This window comes from Paenibacillus sp. P2(2022) (genome assembly GCF_029522175.1).
GTDB classification, from domain to species: Bacteria; Bacillota; Bacilli; order Paenibacillales; family Paenibacillaceae; genus Paenibacillus; species Paenibacillus polymyxa.
This window is the reverse complement of the sequence record NZ_JAKWFI010000001.1, coordinates 64,884-83,648: the sequence shown is the minus strand read 5'-3', so window position 1 is coordinate 83,648 and position 18,765 is coordinate 64,884. Positions and strand designations below refer to the sequence as shown.

Sequence of the window (18,765 nt, the reverse complement as noted above, 5' to 3'; positions counted from 1 at the left end):
AACAACAAAAAAGGCATGAGCCGATTTAAGTATGTTTGAACACAACCTTGGGATATAGCATACCCCAGTAGGCTGTAAACAATCATAACTTAAAACAACTCATGCCTGATCGAATCAGTAACACGTTAAAATGTTTAGTTGTTGTCTTCCTCATTGCAAAATTGATTATAGCACCACGCTAAATGCGAGGCAATACTTTTTTATTCGGGCTTTATCACAGTTTGTTGCTCTCCCTGCTCCTTGCGTTGGGACAAACGCTGCAGATGCATCGTCAAATAGCTAACTTCAGCTGGATACACCGGTTTACGTAGCCTTTTCTCCATAATCTTCGTAAGTTTCCAGGCCAGCATATACATTTCTGGATATTCTTCATTCAAAAGCTTGTCCAATCGGTAAATCTCCTGCACAATTTCTCCTCGTCGTACACGTTCAATCGCAAATCTCAGATGAGTCAGCAGACGAGAATAATCAAGGGATTGGAGAGGAATTCGGTAATCCAGTGTCGTCTCGACGACCTGAACCATGTCGGCAATCAGACGAGAATCCTTCCTAACCTCGGAGATATGTTGGTTCGTCATAGCACTATAAATATGCAGAGCTACGAATCCGATTTCATCTTCTCCCAGATCTACATTCATCTTATCCCTGATTAAAGCAACAGCCTGCTCAGCCATCTTGTATTCCTGAGGATATATTTCCCTAGTCTCATACAAAAACGGATTATGAATCGTAATTCCCTGTTTATGACGGTTGATGGAAAAAGCGATATGGTCAGTTAAAGCAATCAAAATATGCTCATTTAGAGGCTTCTTTGCTTGAAGCTGAACAAGATGAAGCACCTCACCGATGACCTCAATGAGCTTTTCATCCAGCTCAGGAAGCAATCGTTTGTATTGCTCCTGCTCTTCATGGCTTTTTAATATAAATAATTTTTCAACTGAATCCAACGAGATCAGATCGCCAGCTCTGCGATTGAAACCGATTCCTTTTCCAATCACGACAACCTCATCATGCTCGGGATGCATCCCTATAATCACATTGTTATTCAGCGCTTTGGCCACTTTTAGGCTGCTCACATCCGCACCTCTTTTATCAGAACCTTGATCCTAAGAATTATAGCATGAAGCTCAGAGGAATCCACGTTAAAGTACCAAATATTCCGCTAAAGGTCAATAAAAAGAAAACGCTTTTCATCACAATTTCCAGGAAATGCTGTGATGAAAAGCGTTCTTTTGAAGGCTGAGAATCTACTCCCCAAAGGCTTAGCGTTATTCTTTATCCGTTAGTGCCACCTCAACCGAGGCTGGATTGTGTAGCTTGTTCGCATCATCGGAGGAAGGTACGGAATGAATGCCTTTTTTTCCAGTGGTTAGTCCCTTGATCAACTGCTCTACATCAATACCGGATACACTCTTAAGCATCTCAGGAGCCGTCGCCATCAGTTCGGTGACATAATTGCTGACACGCGTTGCCCCTTCCCCTTTACCCGTATCCACAACAGTCAGTTTATCAATGGATGCAATCGGTTCGGCAATGCGTCCGGCCAAATCCGGCAGCATTTTCACGATAATATCGAGCACGGCGGCCTCTCCAAACTTCTGGAACGCCTCCGCCAGTTTTTCCTTGGCCTCAGCTTCCGCGAGACCACGCAAACGGATGACATCTGCATCGGCTGTACCTTTGGCCCGTTCTGCATCCGCTTCTGCTTGCCCGTTTAGACGTTTTTGTTCAGCTGACGCTTTAGCCTGTGTTTCAATCGAGTATTGCAGCGATTCCGCCTCACGCATTTTACGCGATTTGTCAGCTTCCGCCGCTTGTTCTACTGCGTACCGATCGGCTTCCGCCTTCTTTTTCACTTCCGCATCATATTGCTTTTCACGTACCTGTATTTCCTTGGCTTGAATATCAATCTCCCGTTCCTTACGTACTAACTCGACTTTCATCTGTTCCTCAACGGCAGTCTGCTTGGCACGGGCCTCCTGAATGTGATAAGCCTGATCGGCTTCTGCCCTGGCTGTATCCTGTTCTTTCTTAAACGAAGCCACCTTCAGTTCCTTCTCCTTGGCTGCCTCGGCAATATTCGTATCCCGCAATAGCTCGGCCTTCTGTCCTTCCTGTTCTGCTTGCGCCTTCTGAATTCGGGCATCCCGCACTGCCTCGGCTTCTGCAATCTCTGCATCCCTTTTCACAGCAGCAATTCTCGGCTTACCAAGCGCATCCAGATACCCATGTTTATCACGCACATCTTTGATGGTGAATGAAACGATCTGCAAGCCCATCTTTTTCAGATCGCGCGCAGCCACGCCCTGTACTTCCTGCGCAAACCGATCCCGATTACGATATACTTCCTCTACCGTCATGGAGCCGAGGATTGCCCGCAAATGTCCCTCCAGCACTTCTTGAGCCTCTCCTCTAAGCGCTTCCAGCGGCTTTCCGATGAACTGCTCGGCTGCTGTGGCTACATCCTCAATGGAACTGCCAACCTTGATGATCGCCACACCATCCGCAATCACGGGTACTCCTTGCTCTGTATATACTTCCGGTGTAGTTACGTCCAATTTGTGAGACAACAGAGAGATAAATTCGGACTGCTGGAAAATAGGCCAAATGAAAGCGCCCCCACCACGTACAATTTTAATCTTGCGACCAGAATCATCCTCGGAAATATTTTTATTTCCCAGAAAAGAACCTGTCACAATCATTCCTTCATCCGGTCCTACCGTTTTGTAACGGGCCCAAAAAGCAATCCCTAATATGACGATAACAATGACAACAATTCCAGGGATCAACACAATATCTTGCAAACTTGACACTCCCGATCACGCTCCCTTCAAGTTAAGCGAATGCGCCGTCTATGTGTCCAGGTACGCTACGCGGACGACGCCCTCTGCGACCTCAACCACGACAATACGGGTTCCCGCAGCTAGCGGTTTGTGATCAAAGCTAGATGCTGTATGTATGGTGTTGCCTGCACCCAAGCGGATCATAACTTCCCCGTAACCAACCTCAGGTACAGGAATGGTGACCTCACCGATTCTGCCAGTTAGTTCACGCATTGAGAAGCCACTGGATACCTCTGAATTCGCCATAGGCTTGATAAACGCAAAAAACACTAGCACTCCAATAACAAGTGCAATCCCTAAAGCAAGCACAACGACCCAGCCCATGGCCAGCCCAGTATACTTTGTCAGTAGTACTCCAGCCCCGCCAAAAGCAGTCATAGCCCCAAGTAGAACGACAGGTCTGAACCAATCAAGGCCCGGCAGTTCTAAGGCCCCATCCAGCCAGCTACCGAGTACATCCCCGATCAACACGCTAACCACGGTAAAGAGTGCTCCTCCTGCCAATAACCACCAAAATAAGGTTTCCATGCGACTCCTCCTTCCATGTACCTTTTCAGTCTGGTTTCCAGTCTATAACTATGTTTACGTATTCAACCTTAAAAAGTTTCAAAATTTACCTCCTATATTCCAAATTAAACCCAAAAAAGCACGTTCGTACGTCTAATGACGCACAAACGTGCCTATTATGCTCCAACCGCTGTTTACAGGGATGCTTTGTAAATTTCGACTACATCTTCGCGATTGAGCTTGTTAAAGCCACCGAAAGGTCCGAATTTCACAGCTTTATCAGCCATTACATCAATTTGGGACGCATCAATATCGTAATCAGCCAGACGGCTTGGTGCACCAATCGAGCTCCAGAAATCACGCAACGCTTGAATACCTTCCAACGCTACTTCTTCATCACTCTTACCTTCTGGGTTTACATGGAACACATTCACAGCCAGCTGTTTGAAGCGTTCAGGCTTCACATGCAGGTTATGTTTCATCCAGTTCGGGAACAGAATAGCCAGTCCTCCACCATGCGGAATATCATAAACAGCAGACACAGCATGCTCAATATTGTGAGTAGCCCAGTCACCTGTCAGCCCCATGTTCAGGAAGCCGTTCAGTGCCATCGTACCACAATACATAATGGTTTCACGCAGCTCGTAGTTTTCCAGATCGTTAACCAGTCCCGGCGCCGCATCTATGACCGTACGCAAAATCGTTTCACACCAGCCCAGTTGAACCGGAGTATTGGATTCCAAATGGAAATAATGCTCGAGCGTATGTGACATCATATCCACAATTCCGTAAACCGTTTGATTTTGTGGCAGAGAGTATGTGTTCACCGGATCAAGAATGGAAAACGCAGGAAACGCATGTACGCTACCCCAGCCCAATTTTTCCTGAGTTTTTTCGTTTGTAATAACAGAACCTGCGTTCATCTCAGAGCCGGTTGCAGCCATGGTCAGAACCGTACCTAATGGCAAGGCTGCTTTGGGAGCCGCTTTACGCTCTGCAAAATCCCACATGTCCCCATCATATTTTGCACCGACAGCAATAGCTTTGGAGCAATCCAGTACACTACCACCGCCCACAGCCAGTACAAGGTCGATTTGATTTGTTTTACACAATTCAACACCCTTATGTACCGTAGACAAGCGAGGATTTGGTTCTACACCCGCCAGTTCTGTTACCTCTGCACCAATTTCACCAAGCAATTTTATTACATTATCGTACAAACCGCTGCGCTTAATGCTGCCGCCGCCATATACAAGTAGTACACGTTTTCCATATTTAGGAACTTCACGCTTGAGAGCCTCCAATTGTCCTTTACCGAAGATCAATTGTGTAGGATTATAAAATTCGAATGCTTTCATCGCAAACGTTCGCCTCCAATAATTCTAAAGTTTAATGTTAAGAAACTACTCTATTATAACCTTTATGGTTACAGGAAACAAATTGCTTTATTTTCAGAAAAAAAACCATACCCCTTAAGGAGTATGGTTACATTTCACATCTTGGGAGGGTTCTCGTATTGTATTATGTGGCAACATAAGCAACTTTATTCTCCCAAGGTATAGCCCAATTGTTTCATAAAACGGCCAAACGCTTGCTGACCGGATGGATTCCGTTTATACACTCCTGCGTGCTCTAAAATTTCACTGAATTTCAGTCCAACCTCATTTTGTACGGTACGAACAGCCGTCTCCTTATCAGACAGGCGACCGAACCGGGTATTCAACTGGTAAATCCAGTCTGCATGCTTAAACAGTGGATGTCCTTCCTGCTGCATAGCCACGGCCAATTCGTCGTCCCCACACAAGATATCAGCAATTCCATCCAGCTCATCCTTGAGTCGACCTGGTAAGATGGCAAGCCCCATCACCTCGATCAGACCGATATTTTCCTTTTTGATATGATGCATCTCGCGATGGGGATGGAAAATACCTTCCGGATATTCTTCACTCGTTCGATTGTTCCGCAGTACGAGATCCATCTGATATCTTCCTTCAGAATCCCGGCGCACAATCGGCGTTACTGTATTATGCGGAATCGTTTCCCCCTCCAGCTCGGTATGAGAGAGAACGTCTACCGATGGATCACTATAACCCTTCCAGGCTTCAAAAGCAGCATTCCCCGCCTCCAACAGTGCGTCGGGATCTGTTGACGTAAAACGAATGACCGACATCGGCCAGTTTACAATACCTGCCGAAACCTGCGGAAACTCTTCATTATGGTATACGCCGTCCACACCCGCTTTTTCAATTGGGAATGTATGACGACCACCCTGAAAATGATCATGAGTTAGGATAGACCCTCCGACAATAGGCAGATCCGCATTAGAGCCAATGAAATAATGCGGAAACGCTTTCGTAAAGGCCAGCAACCGCCGCAGCGTATCCTTTGTAAGCTTCATGGGTACATGATCATGATGGAACACAATGCAATGCTCGTTGTAATACACATAAGGTGAATATTGAAAAAACCACGGTTCCCTATTCAATTCGACCGGAATAATACGCAAATTTTGGCGGGACGGATGGTTTACCCTCCCGGCATATCCAACGTTTTCACGGCACAATTGACATTTGGGGTAAACAGGCGGCGGTAAAAGCTTCGCCATTGCAATTTCCTTGGGACTTTTTTCTGGCTTGGACAAATTAATCGTAATTTCCATATCTCCGTAAGGCGTTGACTGATTCCAGTACACATTGCTGGCCACCCGATCCATTCGAATGTAGTTCGAATCGATGGATAATTGATAAAAAGCATCTGTAGCCGCTTCTATACCACGTTCAGCCTCCGTTTGATGAAAGTCACGGATGACTTCAGACGGTCTCGCCATTAGCTGGCCCATGATTTTGGAATCCAGCAAATCACGATACGTATCCGTGTTTTCAGGGATAAGCCCTATGGCAAAACCATAATCTATCAATACATTAAGCACAGGCTGGAGAGCTTCGGGGGCAATAATGCCCCCTGCTTCCCCACCGGAATAAGGCTCCGAAAACCCGAACTGCTCCAATAGCAGATTACGACTGTAATCCGTATCTTGCAGACCAATCAAGCCCTTCTTATGTGCGAATGCAACCAGTTGCTCCACCGCATATAGAGCCGATTGCTGTACAGTTTCGTCGATGTCATGGGCCAGGTGCCGGGAAAGTTCCCGGTCTTGGCCTTTATCTACAGATTGGCGCTCGCTCATATGTCATCGTCTCCCGTCTATTCGTCGCCGTAGCCTTGAGGGTGCGACTGATGCCATCCCCATGCTCCGCTAATAATATCCTCCAGTTGGGTACGTTTTGGACTCCAGCCCAGCACCGAACGGGCCTTGTCAGAAGATGCAACCAATATTGCTGGATCGCCTGCACGGCGGGGTTCTGTCACAACTGGAATGTCGAGTCCAGTAACCTTGCGTGCCGTTTCAATAACTTCCTTCACAGAGAAGCCCTGCCCGTTGCCCAGATTGAATATGTTGCTGTCATTACCTTCACGCAAGTAATTCACTGCGCGCACATGAGCATCCGCCAAATCACTTACATGAATGTAATCACGGACACACGTACCATCAGGTGTCGCATAATCCTCACCAAACACAGCGATATGTGGACGCTGTTTTAATGCTGTCTGGAGCACCAATGGGATCAGATGGCTTTCTGGTCGGTGATCTTCACCGATTTTGCCGCTCTCATGGGCACCAGCCGCATTAAAATACCGTAAAGACACGTATTTGATGCCTAATACTTTATCAAACCAGGACATCATGCGCTCCATCATCAGCTTTGTTTCACCATACACGTTAGTTGGCTCAGTACGGTCACCTTCTTCAATCGGCACCTTTTCCGGTTCGCCATAGGTAGCGGCAGTCGAGGAAAATACGATCTTGCTTACGCCGGCATCTTTCATCGCCTCCAGCAAGCTCAACGTACCAAATACATTGTTGTCATAATACTTTCCGGGATTTTGCATGCTTTCCCCAACCAGCGAGTTGGCTGCAAAATGAATAACAGCGTCGATTTTATTTTCAGAGAACAGTTTGGACAGAAGTTCTTTATCTCTCAAATCACCTTCATACAACTTGCCTCCAAGTAATGCTCCTTTGTGTCCGGTTTGCAAGTTATCCAGCACAACAACTTCTTCTCCCAGATCCAACAGTTCTGCTACGGTATGTGAACCGATATATCCAGCTCCACCTGTGACTAAAATGGCCATGTTATTCGTCCTCCTTCAGTTCTTTAACTCCGTCTCCTGCCTTGCATACATAAAAGCTGGCTTCCAGCCCTGTACGGGTCTGATAAGCTTCGCCGACTTCCTTCACAAAACGTTCCACATCGTCCTCATGAACCAATGAAACCGTACAACCTCCAAACCCAGCCCCTGTCATGCGAGCACCCAGCGTGCCAGGAATGCGTCGTGCTTCTTCCACCATAACATCCAGCTCGGTGCAGCTGACCTCATACAGGTCACGTAATGAATCGTGAGAAGCGTTCATTAACTGACCGAAAGCTGCAAGTTCATTCGCCGCGAGAGCTTCGACAGAAGCCAGCACACGAGCGTTTTCCTCCACCACATGCCGTGCCCGGCGGCGAACTGTTTCATCTGCAATATGATGCTGGAGCTCTCCAAAGCGAGCCTCATCCAGCTGTGCAAGGTATTCCAATGACGACTCCTGCTGCTGCAAAATGGACAGTGCTTCCGCACACTGACTGCGACGCTCGTTATAGGCTGAATCCACCAAACCGCGGCGCTTATTTGTATTGCCGATCACAAGCTTATAAGCTCCCGTGCGGAATGGCACTTTACGGTACTCCAGCGTATCACACATCAGCAGAATTGCATGATCAGCCGCTCCGTTCGCTACAGCGAACTGATCCATAATGCCGCAATTGACACCCACGTAATTGTTTTCTGCCCGCTGGGACAACAAAGCGATTTCGACAGTGTCGGTTTTCTGCTTTTCGGTAGTCAAGAAAGCGTAGCCTGTCACGACCTCAATCGAGGCTGAGGAGGATAATCCAGCTCCGTTCGGTATTTCTCCATGATAGAGCAGATCGTATCCGCTAGAAGGATACACTCCCTTTTGAGCCAACTCCACCAGCACACCCACCGGATAATCCACCCACTCATCCGTTTTGCTTTTACCTATCTCTCCGCGGGGGATAGACACTTCGTACGACAGGTTTGTCGAAGCAAAATGAATTTGGTCATCATTGCGCGCACGAAGGATCAGCGTCGTACCAAATTCCAGCGCAGCCGGGAGTACATAACCACCATTATAGTCGATATGCTCTCCAATCAGATTGACGCGCCCAGGTGCATGAAATATCAGCAGTTCATTGCTGCTTTCACCATATTTTTCAATAAAATGTTTCTTTAATTCAGTAGAGTCCATATCCGCATCCACCTCATTCACCGTTAGTAAAAGTCCCCCTGATTTCCCTGTAATATCTTAATCAGGTTGACATCTCTTATGATTTCAGTATAAATGAAAGCGTCACACAATGTAATGCATCCATGTGTTTAAGCTATGGATAAATGTGACTTGGACATGTACAATGTAAGTATACCGCATCCGCTAAACTATCCACAAATGCAGGAAGGATGACTCTATTTTGCAAGCGCATTCATATAGTTATGCTGTCGCCTCTAATCCGGTGTTTTATGAAAATAGCCCGCTGCATGTGCTTTTTGCAGGAGAGAGCCAGACCAAATCCGGTCATGCTGTGGGGCCGAAAATCTATGATTACTATCTGCTCCACTTTGTAGAGTCGGGCAAAGGCATCTTTCGAACAGAACAGCACACATATCAGCTTAAAAAAAACGATTTTTTCCTTATTCATCCCGGTCAGCTGGTGAGCTATACCTCTGATGAAGAGGAACCGTGGCGCTATCGTTGGTCTGCCTTTACCGGACACCATACGGAGCAGGTGGTGCAAGAGGCAGGACTGCGTGTTCATCAGCCTGTTTTCCATGCTGCTGATCAAAGTCCTATTCCCGGTTATCTGGAACAAATGCAATTGGCCTTTTACAGCAGAAAATCTAGCTCTCATCTCTCAGCCTTGGGCTACTTGTACCTAATTATGGGGGAAGCAAGTAATTACCTGAGTGACTGGACTGATCCGTCTGGGGCGGATTCGCAAATTCGACGTACAGTCAAGCAGATGGTTCAATACATGTCCACTCAGTACGCACACCCCGTTTCCATTGAGCAAATGTCTGAAGGACTTGGTTATAACCGTGCATACTTATCACGGATATTCAAAAAAGAAACGGGCATCTCCCCCGTCACCTATTTGCTTAAACTACGGATCGACAAATCACGTCAACTGCTGCGTGAACGTCCTGAGCTGTCGGTCGAGCAAGTGGCTGCATCTGTAGGTTTAACCGATGCTTTATACTTCTCACGTCAATTCAAACGTTTCTGTGGTCAGTCTCCAACCGAGTACCGGAGCAAGGTTAAGCAGTATCCTCAGTTGTAAAGTAAGCTTTAGCAGGTTTCCCTAGCTCCCTGCCAATAACAAACAGCCCGCATCCTTCAAGCGAATGCGGGCTGTTAAGTATATATCGTATAAGAGAATGTGAAATTAGGTCAATGACTCCGAAATGCCTTTTGTCATTAGGCTGTGCCGCTGTCTTGTCCGTTCCCGGCATTTAGAATCGAATCAATCCGGTCCAGCTCTTCCTGTGAAAACTCCAGATTGGATAAGGCTTCAACATTCTCTTCGATTTGGCTTACACGGCTAGCCCCAATCAGGACAGAGGTCAGACGTTCACCGCGTAGAGCCCATGCCAGTGAGAATTGAGCCAAACTTTGTCCACGTGCAGCAGCCATCTGGTTCAAGGCGCGCACCTTGCGAAGAGTTTCAGGCGTCACATGGTTCTCATTCAGGAAAACCGATGTGCTTGCTGCACGTGAATCCTCGGGAATTCCGTTCAAATATTTATTGGTCAGCAGTCCCTGAGCCAGTGGACAAAAGGCAATGCTGCCTATCCCGTTTTCGTCCAGTACATCTTGTAATCCATTTTCAATCCAGCGGTCAAGCAGAGAGTATCTCGGCTGATGGATCAACATCGGTGTGCCAAGCTCCTTCAAAATACGAGCTGCTTCTGCCGTTTGCTCTGCACTATAATTAGACACACCCACATACAGCGCTTTACCGGAACGTACGATATGATCCAGTGCTCCCATCGTTTCTTCCAGGGGCGTATTCGGATCGAAGCGGTGAGAGTAGAATATATCGACATAGTCCAGCCCCATTCGCTTCAGACTCTGATCCAGACTGGATATCATATACTTGCGAGATCCCCAGTCACCATATGGACCTTCCCACATATGGTAGCCTGCTTTGGTGGAGATAACCAATTCATCCCGGTACGGCTTCATATCACTGGCTAACACTTGTCCGAAAAATTCCTCAGCTGAACCCGCAGGAGGACCATAGTTATTAGCTAAATCAAAATGCGTAATGCCCAGATCAAAGGAGCGAGTAATCATGCTGCGACCATTCTCCGCGTTGTTAATCCCGCCAAAATTGTGCCACAAGCCCAGCGAAATAGCGGGCAGCTTAAGACCTGATCTCCCTGTACGGTTATATTTCATACTTTCATAACGATCTTCGCCAGCTAAATAAACCATGCTATCACAGCCTCTCTCGAAACATTGTTATGTCCATCACAACATCATCATAGCGCTTTTATCCGGGCGTTGACAAGAAAACGATTACAAGCCCAATTGATGAGCAAGTTTTTCCATAACTTTACCGATCGGTTCAGTGATCAAAAGATCCGCCTTGTGATCATATGAAGTGGGGTCTGTATTCAGCAGCACTGTATGTTTACCGCGAAAATAAGCAATCAAGCCTGCCGCAGGGTGAACTGTCAGTGACGTTCCTCCAATTAACAGCAGATCTGCTTGAGAAATGGCCTGAATGGATTGAATAAGGGTATCTTGATTCAACTCTTCCTCATATAAAACGACATCCGGTTTGATCATTCCTCCATCTACCGGACATTTAGGTACAACCTCGGAACTGTTCATCACTTCATTTAGATCGTAAAAGCGACCGCATTCCATACAGTAGTTGCGATGTACCGAGCCGTGAAGCTCCAGTACATTCATACTTCCTGCAGCCTGGTGTAATCCGTCAATATTTTGCGTCACAACCGCTTTAAGACGGCCTTGCTTTTCCAAAGACGCGAGGAAATGATGACAGCCGTTCGGCTTCGCATCGGGATGCAGCATTTTGCTGCGATAGAAACCGAAGAATACCTCAGGATGCTTCACAAAAAAAGAGCGGCTAAGCATAACCTCGGGAGAATAAGGTAATTTTTCCTCGCTCTGATACAAGCCTGCTGCTGAACGAAAATCTGGAATACCACTTTCCGTCGATGTCCCTGCTCCGCCGAAAAAAACAATATTCTGCGATTGCTGTATCCAATCCGCCAACGTATTAACTTTCATGCTCTACGCACCTCCAGCTCTTTATATCCACGAACCACCTTATCCGCATCCAGCAAATGACCGGAACGCTCCGGTTCCGGCGCAAATCCAATGGCTAGCCGTACTCCGGCACGCTTGCCCATCTGCATATCCCCATTACTGTCTCCGATCACTACCACGTCCGCTGGCGACAGTCCTAGTAACGCGCAAGCTTTTTCAGCCATTTCCGGGTCAGGCTTACCGTATGTAACCCTATCATGTCCGATGATCTCGTCAAAATAGGATGTCAGCCCCATCCACTCCAGATGCTCTTGTGCAGCCTCTGTACTGTCAGAGGTCACAACCGCCAGCTTCAATCCGGCACGGCGACTCTGCTCCAATAAGGTCCGCAACCCCGGAAACACCTTCGCTGCCCGATGTCGGCGGACGTCAGCCATCGCTGTTTTATTAAATTCGCGGACAAGCCGCACAGCTTCATTCCACGGGACACCGGCAGTATAAAGCTGCCAAGCCAGCACACCTGTACTTTCATCCACCGTCCCCATTGCCAGCGGACCAGAAGGATCGTAACCGATCACACGTCCCTCCTGATCGTGAACAGTGCCTAGAATGTTGCCTTTTTCCATCGTAAAACCAGCTCCCGCCACGACAAGATGCTGCTCCATCATATCCAGTATAGAACGAGCCCAAGGACCCCACAACTGAATAAAATCCAGTAGTGTGCCATCTTTATCGAATAAGATGCCACGGCATGAATATCGCTTCCCCTGCACGATCAGCTCAGACATGCATCACACCTCCTTTACGGGTTCTTAGAAGCTGAATCTACACTCTCTTTCATCCAGTCCTGTAAAGCCGTTACCGTCTGATTCCATTGCTCAACGGCGCTAATTTTCGCAGGATTATCCCCTTTCTGGGCACCGTAACTGCCAAATTGGGCATGGTTCCCCCCTTCGACTGTAAAATACAGCGTGTTGGCAGGTAAATAAGTTCTCCCACTTTGGACATTTTTCATCTGGATGACTCCATCATCACTTCCTAGTAGAGAAATCACTGGCAGATTTTTATCCTTTAAATTACCCTTGTTATCCGGGTAGGAAGCAAGGAAAAATACACCTTTAACCTGATCAGGATGTGCAGCTGCATATCGGGCCGCCATCACACCACCTAACGAATGTCCGCCAATAACAAAGACTTCCTTCGGGTACGCCTTTAGCACTTCATTCGCCAAATCCGGTGAGATCAATGCAAGGTTCAGTGGCATTTTTACAATAATTACATGATGACCCTTTTCTGCCAGACGGCGTGCCAAGGGCGCATAGCTTTCGGGTTTAACCAACGCTCCTGGGTACAAAATGACTCCTGATCCACTTCTTTCGGTAGGCTCAAAACTTAACCAATGCTCTTGCTCATTTACTTTCACAGTATCCGCTATTTCGGCTAATGCAGCAGCAGCCGTCTCGTCAGGCTGATAAGGCGTAAATACCTTCCATGCTCCCCAACCCACGATTAGCACGATGACAATTAGGATGCCTAAAAGAATTTTCCATATTTTCCGAGATCCGCGTGTTCCATAGGAGTTGTATGATCTTCTTGTTCTTCTTCTCATCGTATAAGTTCCTTTCGACTTTCGTACCTCGTGATTCGTAACTTGAATCTAAATGGTGTCGCTGTATTTGTTAGCATAACTATAACCTTGTTAGGGTAACATCGTTGCCTGTACAGGGTCAAATTAGCACACGTTTCCAGACATAAGCCCATCTTTATTCCGTGTTCAAGCTTTCGCCACATAAAAAGGACATGATAACGCTTACTATTGTGAATAAAATCACAATGTTACAATCCAGAGTATCGTACCTTGTTCCATGTAAAGAATTATTTTTTAAATAGTTTAGTCGGCAGAAGCCGTTCGGAGGGAAACACATGACGACAAGCCATGATGTACAAGGGGAAAGCTTTTTTCTCAATTTGCGATTTCTGTTGATTATATGCGTATTTGCAGGAAACGCCCTGGAGCCATTAGTCGGTTCACTTCATCTTGCCCAACAATGGTTCAGCTGGATATTCATGTTTCATATGCCGTTGTTTGTACTCGTTACAGGCTACTTTGCCAAAACCACTTTGACGGGTCTCGCAGGACAAAAGGTTCTGCTTCAGATCGGTATGCAATATCTGATTTTCCAATCCCTTTATTCAATTTTGGATATCGTAATCTTTCACGTTCCCCATATCCATCATTCTTTTTTTGCTCCTTATCTGCTGCTTTGGTTCCTTGCCAGCCACATCTGCTGGAGACTGCTGATGCTATCTTTTCAGAAAATACCACCAGTCTTCCAACTGGGTATATCCGTGCTGCTAGGTATCCTTGTCGGATATCTCCCTGTAGACGGTATATGGCTAAGCGTATGTAGAACCTTTGTTTATTTGCCTTACTTTGTAGCAGGTTATCATTTGCATTATGCGGACGTTCGACGCTTCTTCACAACACCTATCCGTATCATCGCTGGTATTGTATCTCTTTTTCTTATGGTACTGGCGGGAACGTCGTATTTTGGCATCCCGGCAGGCTGGCTATATGGCAACATGACTTATGGTGAACTGGGCCATACCGAATGGTACGCAGGGATTTACCGTATCGGCATTTATGGAGTTCAATGGATAGCATCTATGGCGTTTCTAAGCTTTGTTCCAGCCGTCACAGGACGTATAACCGAGATGGGACGACGTACATTATATGTCTTTTTGCTGCATGGCTTAATCGTCCGTTCCGTTGTTGCAAAGGGGGTCTACGAGTATATAGATACTCCTGTGGAAGTCATGTTGATTCTAGTGTGCGCCACAGGTCTGTGCTGTCTGTTGACCATGCCTTGGGTTCGAACTGCAACACGGCCTCTGATTGAGCCACAGGTAGAGTGGATGTTGAAGCCCGCTCCTTATCTTTTTAGACGGTCTGCGTAACTTTTTATCCATTGATATGTCACAATCAGCACGCGACAACCCACTTACAGACGAGAATGGAAGTGGGTCTCCCCCTCTTTACTTCGCGCATAGTGCCTGTTTCATACAGGCAAGATGTGGTAAGTAAATGATACGCGCAACAAAAAACAACTTTTTAATAAGGAGTGATTTGTAATGGCACGTAATCAAAATCAGGGTAAAATGAGTCGCGAAGAAGCAGGCCGTATGGGTGGAGAAGCTACTTCCAAGAAGCACAACAAGGAATTTTATCAGGAGATTGGTAAGAAAGGCGGGCAAGCAACTGCAAACTCACATGATAAGGAATTTTATCAGGAAATCGGCAAAAAGGGCGGCGATGCTACAGCTGAGTCGCATGACAAAAATTTCTACAGAGACATCGGTCGTAAAGGTGGCAGAAATTAAAATATAGTTTCATATTCCACCCTCCTTTAACATAAAAACAAGCCTGAGCCCATCCGTTTTATAGCGGAATGGGCTTCTCCTATTTATCCGATAGGCTAATATATCAGGATATCAGAGTTTTGAAGAATCCAATTCAAATCCTTACAGATGCAATATATAGATAAATAAAACTGTTCCTATCTATATATTGTTGCTTACAGAACACTTCTATACTTTTTTCAAAATCCTCATATATGTAGAAATATGCGCACAACTATGATAGACTCTTTAGAAAACATCTGCGCTATTACGGCGTTCAATTGAATGCCATACCATTTTTATACTTTGGGGGGAAACCAGCATCATGACAGCTAAGACGAAAATGCGTTCCGATATGATTAAAAAAGGCTTTGACCGCGCTCCTCACCGCAGCTTGCTGCGCGCAGCGGGCGTCAAAGAAGAAGATTTTGACAAACCGTTTATTGCGGTATGCAACTCGTATATTGACATCGTACCGGGCCACGTCCATTTGCAGGAGTTTGGCAAAATTGTCAAGCAGGCCATTCGTGAAGCAGGCGGTGTACCTTTCGAATTTAACACTATTGGTGTAGATGACGGCATTGCCATGGGACACATCGGTATGCGTTATTCTCTGCCAAGTCGTGAAATTATCGCAGACTCTTTGGAAACTGTCGTTTCCGCTCACTGGTTTGACGGCATGGTATGTATTCCTAACTGCGATAAAATTACCCCTGGTATGATGATGGGGGCATTGCGTGTTAACATTCCGACTATTTTCGTCAGCGGCGGTCCTATGAAAGCTGGTAAAGATAAGAACGGACGCTCTATTTCCCTGACTTCCGTCTTCGAAGGTGTAGGTGCATTCCAGGCGGGCAAAATCGATGATCAAAGTTTGCTTGAGCTAGAACAATATGGCTGTCCAACCTGCGGCTCCTGTTCAGGAATGTTCACAGCGAATTCTATGAACTGTCTCGCAGAAGCGATGGGACTCGCTATGCCAGGTAACGGCACCATTCTCGCCGTAGCAGAAGAACGCAAAGAATTCGTCAAACAATCTGCACGCCAATTGATGGAATTGATTAAGCTTGATCTCAAACCACGTGATATCGTGACTAAAGAAGCCATTGATAATGCATTTGCACTGGATATGGCAATGGGTGGTTCTACGAATACCGTATTGCATACATTGGCACTTGCCCATGAGGCTGAGGTTGACTACCCTATCGAACGCATCAATGAAGTCGCGAACCGTGTACCTCATTTGTCCAAATTGGCACCTGCTTCCGACTATCACATTGAGGATGTCCATAATGCAGGTGGCGTAAGCGCAGTGCTGAATGAGCTATTGAAGAAACCGGGCGCATTGCATGGTGACTGTATTACTGTAACTGGGAAAACCCTTCGTGAAAACGTAGAGGGTCAGGAAATTTTGGACACTAACGTCATCCACAAATTGGACAACCCTTATTCCGAGCGCGGCGGTCTAGCTGTATTATTTGGCAATTTGGCACCACAAGGCTCCATTATTAAAGTCGGTGCGGTTGATCCTTCTGTTGGCGGTTATCACAAAGGCCCTGCCATCTGCTTTGATTCACAGGAAGATGCGCTGGCTGGCATCGCTAACGGTAAAATTGACGAAGGACATGTTGTTGTTATTCGTTATGAAGGTCCTAAGGGCGGACCTGGTATGCCTGAAATGCTCGCTCCGACTTCACAAATCGTGGGCATGGGGCTTGGTGCCAAGGTTGGTCTGATTACAGACGGACGATTCTCAGGTGCTTCCCGTGGTATCTCCATCGGTCATATTTCCCCCGAAGCAGCAGAAGGCGGACCTATCGCTTTTGTTGAGGACGGCGATATCATTGAGCTAGACCTGAACAATCGTAAGATTGAGCTTCACATTACGGACGAAGAATTCGACCGTCGTCGTGCCAATTGGAAAGGCTTCGAGCCGAAAGTAAAGACAGGCTACCTGGCCCGTTATTCCAAGCTGGTGACGAACGCAAGTAACGGCGGAATTATGAAAATCTAAGTGCTTTGCCAATATAGATTATTATATGAACTACTAAAAAGCCACTCGACCCCTACAAAAGGATCGAGTGGCTTTTTTTATTAGGTCAACTGCTTGATCCTGTATCCGCTGTTTGTGAAGCCCTAATCGAAGCATACATAGGGTCACCTTCTTCTATCATTTCACTGTTGAGTGTATGAACAACATCCCTTTGATCAGTTGGATCAAAAGCCTGGTCTGCCCGGTGCGAATCTCCCGGTTGGAAACGATCAAACAAGGTATCAATGGGCATCACGATTAATTTCGGTATCATGACCTCTTTTTTTTCATTCAATTGTTCTGAACCCGAAGGATGGATAATACGAAATAACAGCTTTAAATATACAGTAGATACATGCTTAAACAGTCCTTGGGGAAGCTCCCGAACTTGAAAGCCTAATTTTTCAGGTCCTCGATGAATCATACTTACTGCATAGATCGCCTTTACACCCTTCATACCAGAATCATGTACAACCCGTTGAGTAAGATCAGGCAGTTGCCTTTTCACAACTCGAATCAATTGAATCGCTAGATGTACCAAGGACTTTGCCGACGATCCCAATTGAAACAACATTTTATTGTCAAAATGAAGCTCAATTATGGGATCCCCTTTTTCCAGCCACCTACCATTCTCCATGTTAATATTGGGTCCATGATAGATACGGCGACGATAATAAAAGATCGTGTTATCCTTGCTAACAGGACGAAGGCGGAACAAGGCGTGAAAAAGGCGCTCGTATTGTAGCCATCCGAATACCATCGTTTTTTTCATCCAATCTGTACTGGACAAGCAGGAGACAGTGGAATGATAGCCAGATTGACGGCAAAACAATGTATCCACGCGGACGCTGCGTAATTGCCGTTCCTGGGCGACCCTCAATAGCTTCTCTAGCGCAATGAGCATATTCTGTGGCGCTTCTACGTCTGCCCCCAATGTCGTACCACAGTCATGGAGCAGCATCACCTCGCCACCCCTCAGCTTTTTGAGCATTCTTTCTGCTAATTGTTTTGCTCCAATGCTGGCCTTCCAGTCACCAAACATAGAGGACCATAATACGATTCGACGACCATTGTTTTTGGAAATATCAAAAAAGTTCACAATCCCCCAAGGTGGACGATAAAAGGTCGTTCCTTCGCCAGTTACGCGACGAATGACTGACTCTGTCTGGGCAATTTGTCTTCTAACAGTAACAGGCCGCATAAGCCAATTCGATTTGTGCACATAATTGTGAATACCGATCAGATGACCTTCATCATGCATGCGCTTCAGAAGCTCAGGGTGTTTTTCGGCATTCAACCCTACAACAAAAAAAGTAGCCTTGGCATCAAAACGCTTGAGTAAATCGAGCAACTGTGGTGTATAGACTGGATCAGGACCATCATCAAAGGTTAGCGCATATTCTTGGTCACTTTTGCCACGCCTAAACACCCGGAAACCAAATATACGACTCACCAGCGCCGGAATAAAAGCATAAAAAGTTGAAATGTAAAACATCCATAACAGCAAAGTCTGCACGTTTTATCCCCACTTTTCTATTCTGAACTTCCAAGCAGGCCTCCTG

At 46.4% G+C, this 18,765-nt stretch carries 16 protein-coding genes; 4 read left to right on the top strand and 12 right to left on the bottom strand.

What is annotated here, in order from left to right; translation table 11 throughout:
* Positions 1 to 200: 200 nt before the first annotated feature.
* The 7 genes from glcT to MMB75_RS00370 all read right to left on the bottom strand — a co-directional run bounded on the left by glcT (position 201) and on the right by MMB75_RS00370 (position 8,724).
* A complete protein-coding gene (glcT, locus tag MMB75_RS00400) occupies positions 201 to 1,076 on the bottom strand; it encodes a glucose PTS transporter transcription antiterminator GlcT (protein WP_016819062.1) in 876 nt (291 codons plus the stop codon).
* A 192-nt stretch (positions 1,077 to 1,268) separates the two neighbouring features.
* Positions 1,269 to 2,804 carry a flotillin family protein gene (locus tag MMB75_RS00395; RefSeq protein ID WP_016819063.1) on the bottom strand — a complete coding sequence of 512 codons (1,536 nt, stop codon included), beginning with the start codon at positions 2,802 to 2,804 and terminating at the stop codon, positions 1,269 to 1,271.
* A 48-nt stretch (positions 2,805 to 2,852) separates the two neighbouring features.
* The gene (locus MMB75_RS00390; protein ID WP_016819064.1) at positions 2,853 to 3,371 is read right to left on the bottom strand and encodes an NfeD family membrane protein; all 519 of its coding nucleotides are present in this window, start codon (positions 3,369 to 3,371) and stop codon (positions 2,853 to 2,855) included.
* Between the two features lie 173 nt (positions 3,372 to 3,544).
* Complete coding sequence (locus MMB75_RS00385; RefSeq protein WP_016819065.1) at positions 3,545 to 4,708, bottom strand: iron-containing alcohol dehydrogenase; 1,164 nt, start codon at positions 4,706 to 4,708, stop codon at positions 3,545 to 3,547.
* A 185-nt stretch (positions 4,709 to 4,893) separates the two neighbouring features.
* Positions 4,894 to 6,537 (bottom strand): UDP-glucose--hexose-1-phosphate uridylyltransferase, encoded by a 1,644-nt coding sequence (locus tag MMB75_RS00380; protein WP_045244256.1) that lies wholly within the window; start codon positions 6,535 to 6,537, stop codon positions 4,894 to 4,896.
* 17 nt (positions 6,538 to 6,554) lie between these two features.
* Positions 6,555 to 7,544, bottom strand: coding sequence for a UDP-glucose 4-epimerase GalE (gene galE, locus MMB75_RS00375; protein ID WP_016819067.1), 990 nt, complete (start codon positions 7,542 to 7,544; stop codon positions 6,555 to 6,557).
* A gap of 1 nt (position 7,545) precedes the next feature.
* Entirely contained in the window at positions 7,546 to 8,724 is a 1,179-nt protein-coding gene (locus MMB75_RS00370) for a galactokinase (RefSeq protein WP_045244585.1), read from the bottom strand.
* Positions 8,725 to 8,944: 220 nt separating this feature from the next.
* Between MMB75_RS00370 and MMB75_RS00365 the strand changes: the two genes are divergently transcribed.
* Positions 8,945 to 9,811 carry an AraC family transcriptional regulator gene (locus tag MMB75_RS00365; RefSeq protein ID WP_017426736.1) on the top strand — a complete coding sequence of 289 codons (867 nt, stop codon included), beginning with the start codon at positions 8,945 to 8,947 and terminating at the stop codon, positions 9,809 to 9,811.
* A 137-nt stretch (positions 9,812 to 9,948) separates the two neighbouring features.
* Here the strand turns inward: MMB75_RS00365 and mgrA are convergent, their stop codons facing one another.
* The 4 genes from mgrA to MMB75_RS00345 all read right to left on the bottom strand — a co-directional run bounded on the left by mgrA (position 9,949) and on the right by MMB75_RS00345 (position 13,381).
* Positions 9,949 to 10,968: an L-glyceraldehyde 3-phosphate reductase gene (mgrA, locus tag MMB75_RS00360; protein ID WP_017426735.1), complete on the bottom strand. Its 1,020-nt coding sequence runs from the start codon at positions 10,966 to 10,968 to the stop codon at positions 9,949 to 9,951.
* A gap of 84 nt (positions 10,969 to 11,052) precedes the next feature.
* Positions 11,053 to 11,793 carry an NAD-dependent protein deacylase gene (locus MMB75_RS00355; protein ID WP_017426734.1) on the bottom strand — a complete coding sequence of 247 codons (741 nt, stop codon included), beginning with the start codon at positions 11,791 to 11,793 and terminating at the stop codon, positions 11,053 to 11,055.
* Positions 11,790 to 12,560: an HAD family hydrolase gene (locus MMB75_RS00350; RefSeq protein WP_017426733.1), complete on the bottom strand. Its 771-nt coding sequence runs from the start codon at positions 12,558 to 12,560 to the stop codon at positions 11,790 to 11,792. Before MMB75_RS00350 ends, MMB75_RS00355 begins: the two co-directional genes overlap by 4 nt.
* A 14-nt stretch (positions 12,561 to 12,574) precedes the next feature.
* Positions 12,575 to 13,381 carry an alpha/beta fold hydrolase gene (locus tag MMB75_RS00345; RefSeq protein WP_045244255.1) on the bottom strand — a complete coding sequence of 269 codons (807 nt, stop codon included), beginning with the start codon at positions 13,379 to 13,381 and terminating at the stop codon, positions 12,575 to 12,577.
* 314 nt (positions 13,382 to 13,695) lie between these two features.
* Here MMB75_RS00345 and MMB75_RS00340 point away from each other — a divergent pair, with 314 nt between their 5' ends.
* The 3 genes from MMB75_RS00340 to ilvD all read left to right on the top strand — a co-directional run bounded on the left by MMB75_RS00340 (position 13,696) and on the right by ilvD (position 17,185).
* The gene (locus MMB75_RS00340) at positions 13,696 to 14,730 is read left to right on the top strand and encodes an acyltransferase family protein (protein WP_031462056.1); all 1,035 of its coding nucleotides are present in this window, start codon (positions 13,696 to 13,698) and stop codon (positions 14,728 to 14,730) included.
* A gap of 174 nt (positions 14,731 to 14,904) precedes the next feature.
* Complete coding sequence (locus MMB75_RS00335; protein ID WP_013372595.1) at positions 14,905 to 15,153, top strand: KGG domain-containing protein; 249 nt, start codon at positions 14,905 to 14,907, stop codon at positions 15,151 to 15,153.
* Positions 15,154 to 15,496: 343 nt separating this feature from the next.
* Positions 15,497 to 17,185: a dihydroxy-acid dehydratase gene (gene ilvD / locus MMB75_RS00330; protein WP_031462057.1), complete on the top strand. Its 1,689-nt coding sequence runs from the start codon at positions 15,497 to 15,499 to the stop codon at positions 17,183 to 17,185.
* Between the two features lie 85 nt (positions 17,186 to 17,270).
* Here the strand turns inward: ilvD and MMB75_RS00325 are convergent, their stop codons facing one another.
* Positions 17,271 to 18,719, bottom strand: coding sequence for a polysaccharide deacetylase family protein (locus MMB75_RS00325; protein ID WP_045244254.1), 1,449 nt, complete (start codon positions 18,717 to 18,719; stop codon positions 17,271 to 17,273).
* Between the last annotated feature and the right edge of the window lie 46 nt (positions 18,720 to 18,765).

Excerpts from the sequence above, each read along its gene's own strand:
- MMB75_RS00390 (WP_016819064.1), bottom strand. The coding sequence starts at position 3,371 with ATGGAAACCTTATTTTGGTGGTTATTGGCAGGAGGAGCACTCTTTACC.
- MMB75_RS00385 (WP_016819065.1), bottom strand. The coding sequence starts at position 4,708 with ATGAAAGCATTCGAATTTTATAATCCTACACAATTGATCTTCGGTAAA.
- MMB75_RS00380 (WP_045244256.1), bottom strand. The coding sequence starts at position 6,537 with ATGAGCGAGCGCCAATCTGTAGATAAAGGCCAAGACCGGGAACTTTCC.
- galE (WP_016819067.1), bottom strand. The coding sequence starts at position 7,544 with ATGGCCATTTTAGTCACAGGTGGAGCTGGATATATCGGTTCACATACC.
- MMB75_RS00370 (WP_045244585.1), bottom strand. The coding sequence starts at position 8,724 with ATGGACTCTACTGAATTAAAGAAACATTTTATTGAAAAATATGGTGAA.
- mgrA (WP_017426735.1), bottom strand. The coding sequence starts at position 10,968 with ATGGTTTATTTAGCTGGCGAAGATCGTTATGAAAGTATGAAATATAAC.
- MMB75_RS00355 (WP_017426734.1), bottom strand. The coding sequence starts at position 11,793 with ATGAAAGTTAATACGTTGGCGGATTGGATACAGCAATCGCAGAATATT.
- MMB75_RS00350 (WP_017426733.1), bottom strand. The coding sequence starts at position 12,560 with ATGTCTGAGCTGATCGTGCAGGGGAAGCGATATTCATGCCGTGGCATC.
- MMB75_RS00345 (WP_045244255.1), bottom strand. The coding sequence starts at position 13,381 with ATGAGAAGAAGAACAAGAAGATCATACAACTCCTATGGAACACGCGGA.
- MMB75_RS00340 (WP_031462056.1), top strand. The coding sequence starts at position 13,696 with ATGACGACAAGCCATGATGTACAAGGGGAAAGCTTTTTTCTCAATTTG.
- MMB75_RS00335 (WP_013372595.1), top strand. The coding sequence starts at position 14,905 with ATGGCACGTAATCAAAATCAGGGTAAAATGAGTCGCGAAGAAGCAGGC.
- ilvD (WP_031462057.1), top strand. The coding sequence starts at position 15,497 with ATGACAGCTAAGACGAAAATGCGTTCCGATATGATTAAAAAAGGCTTT.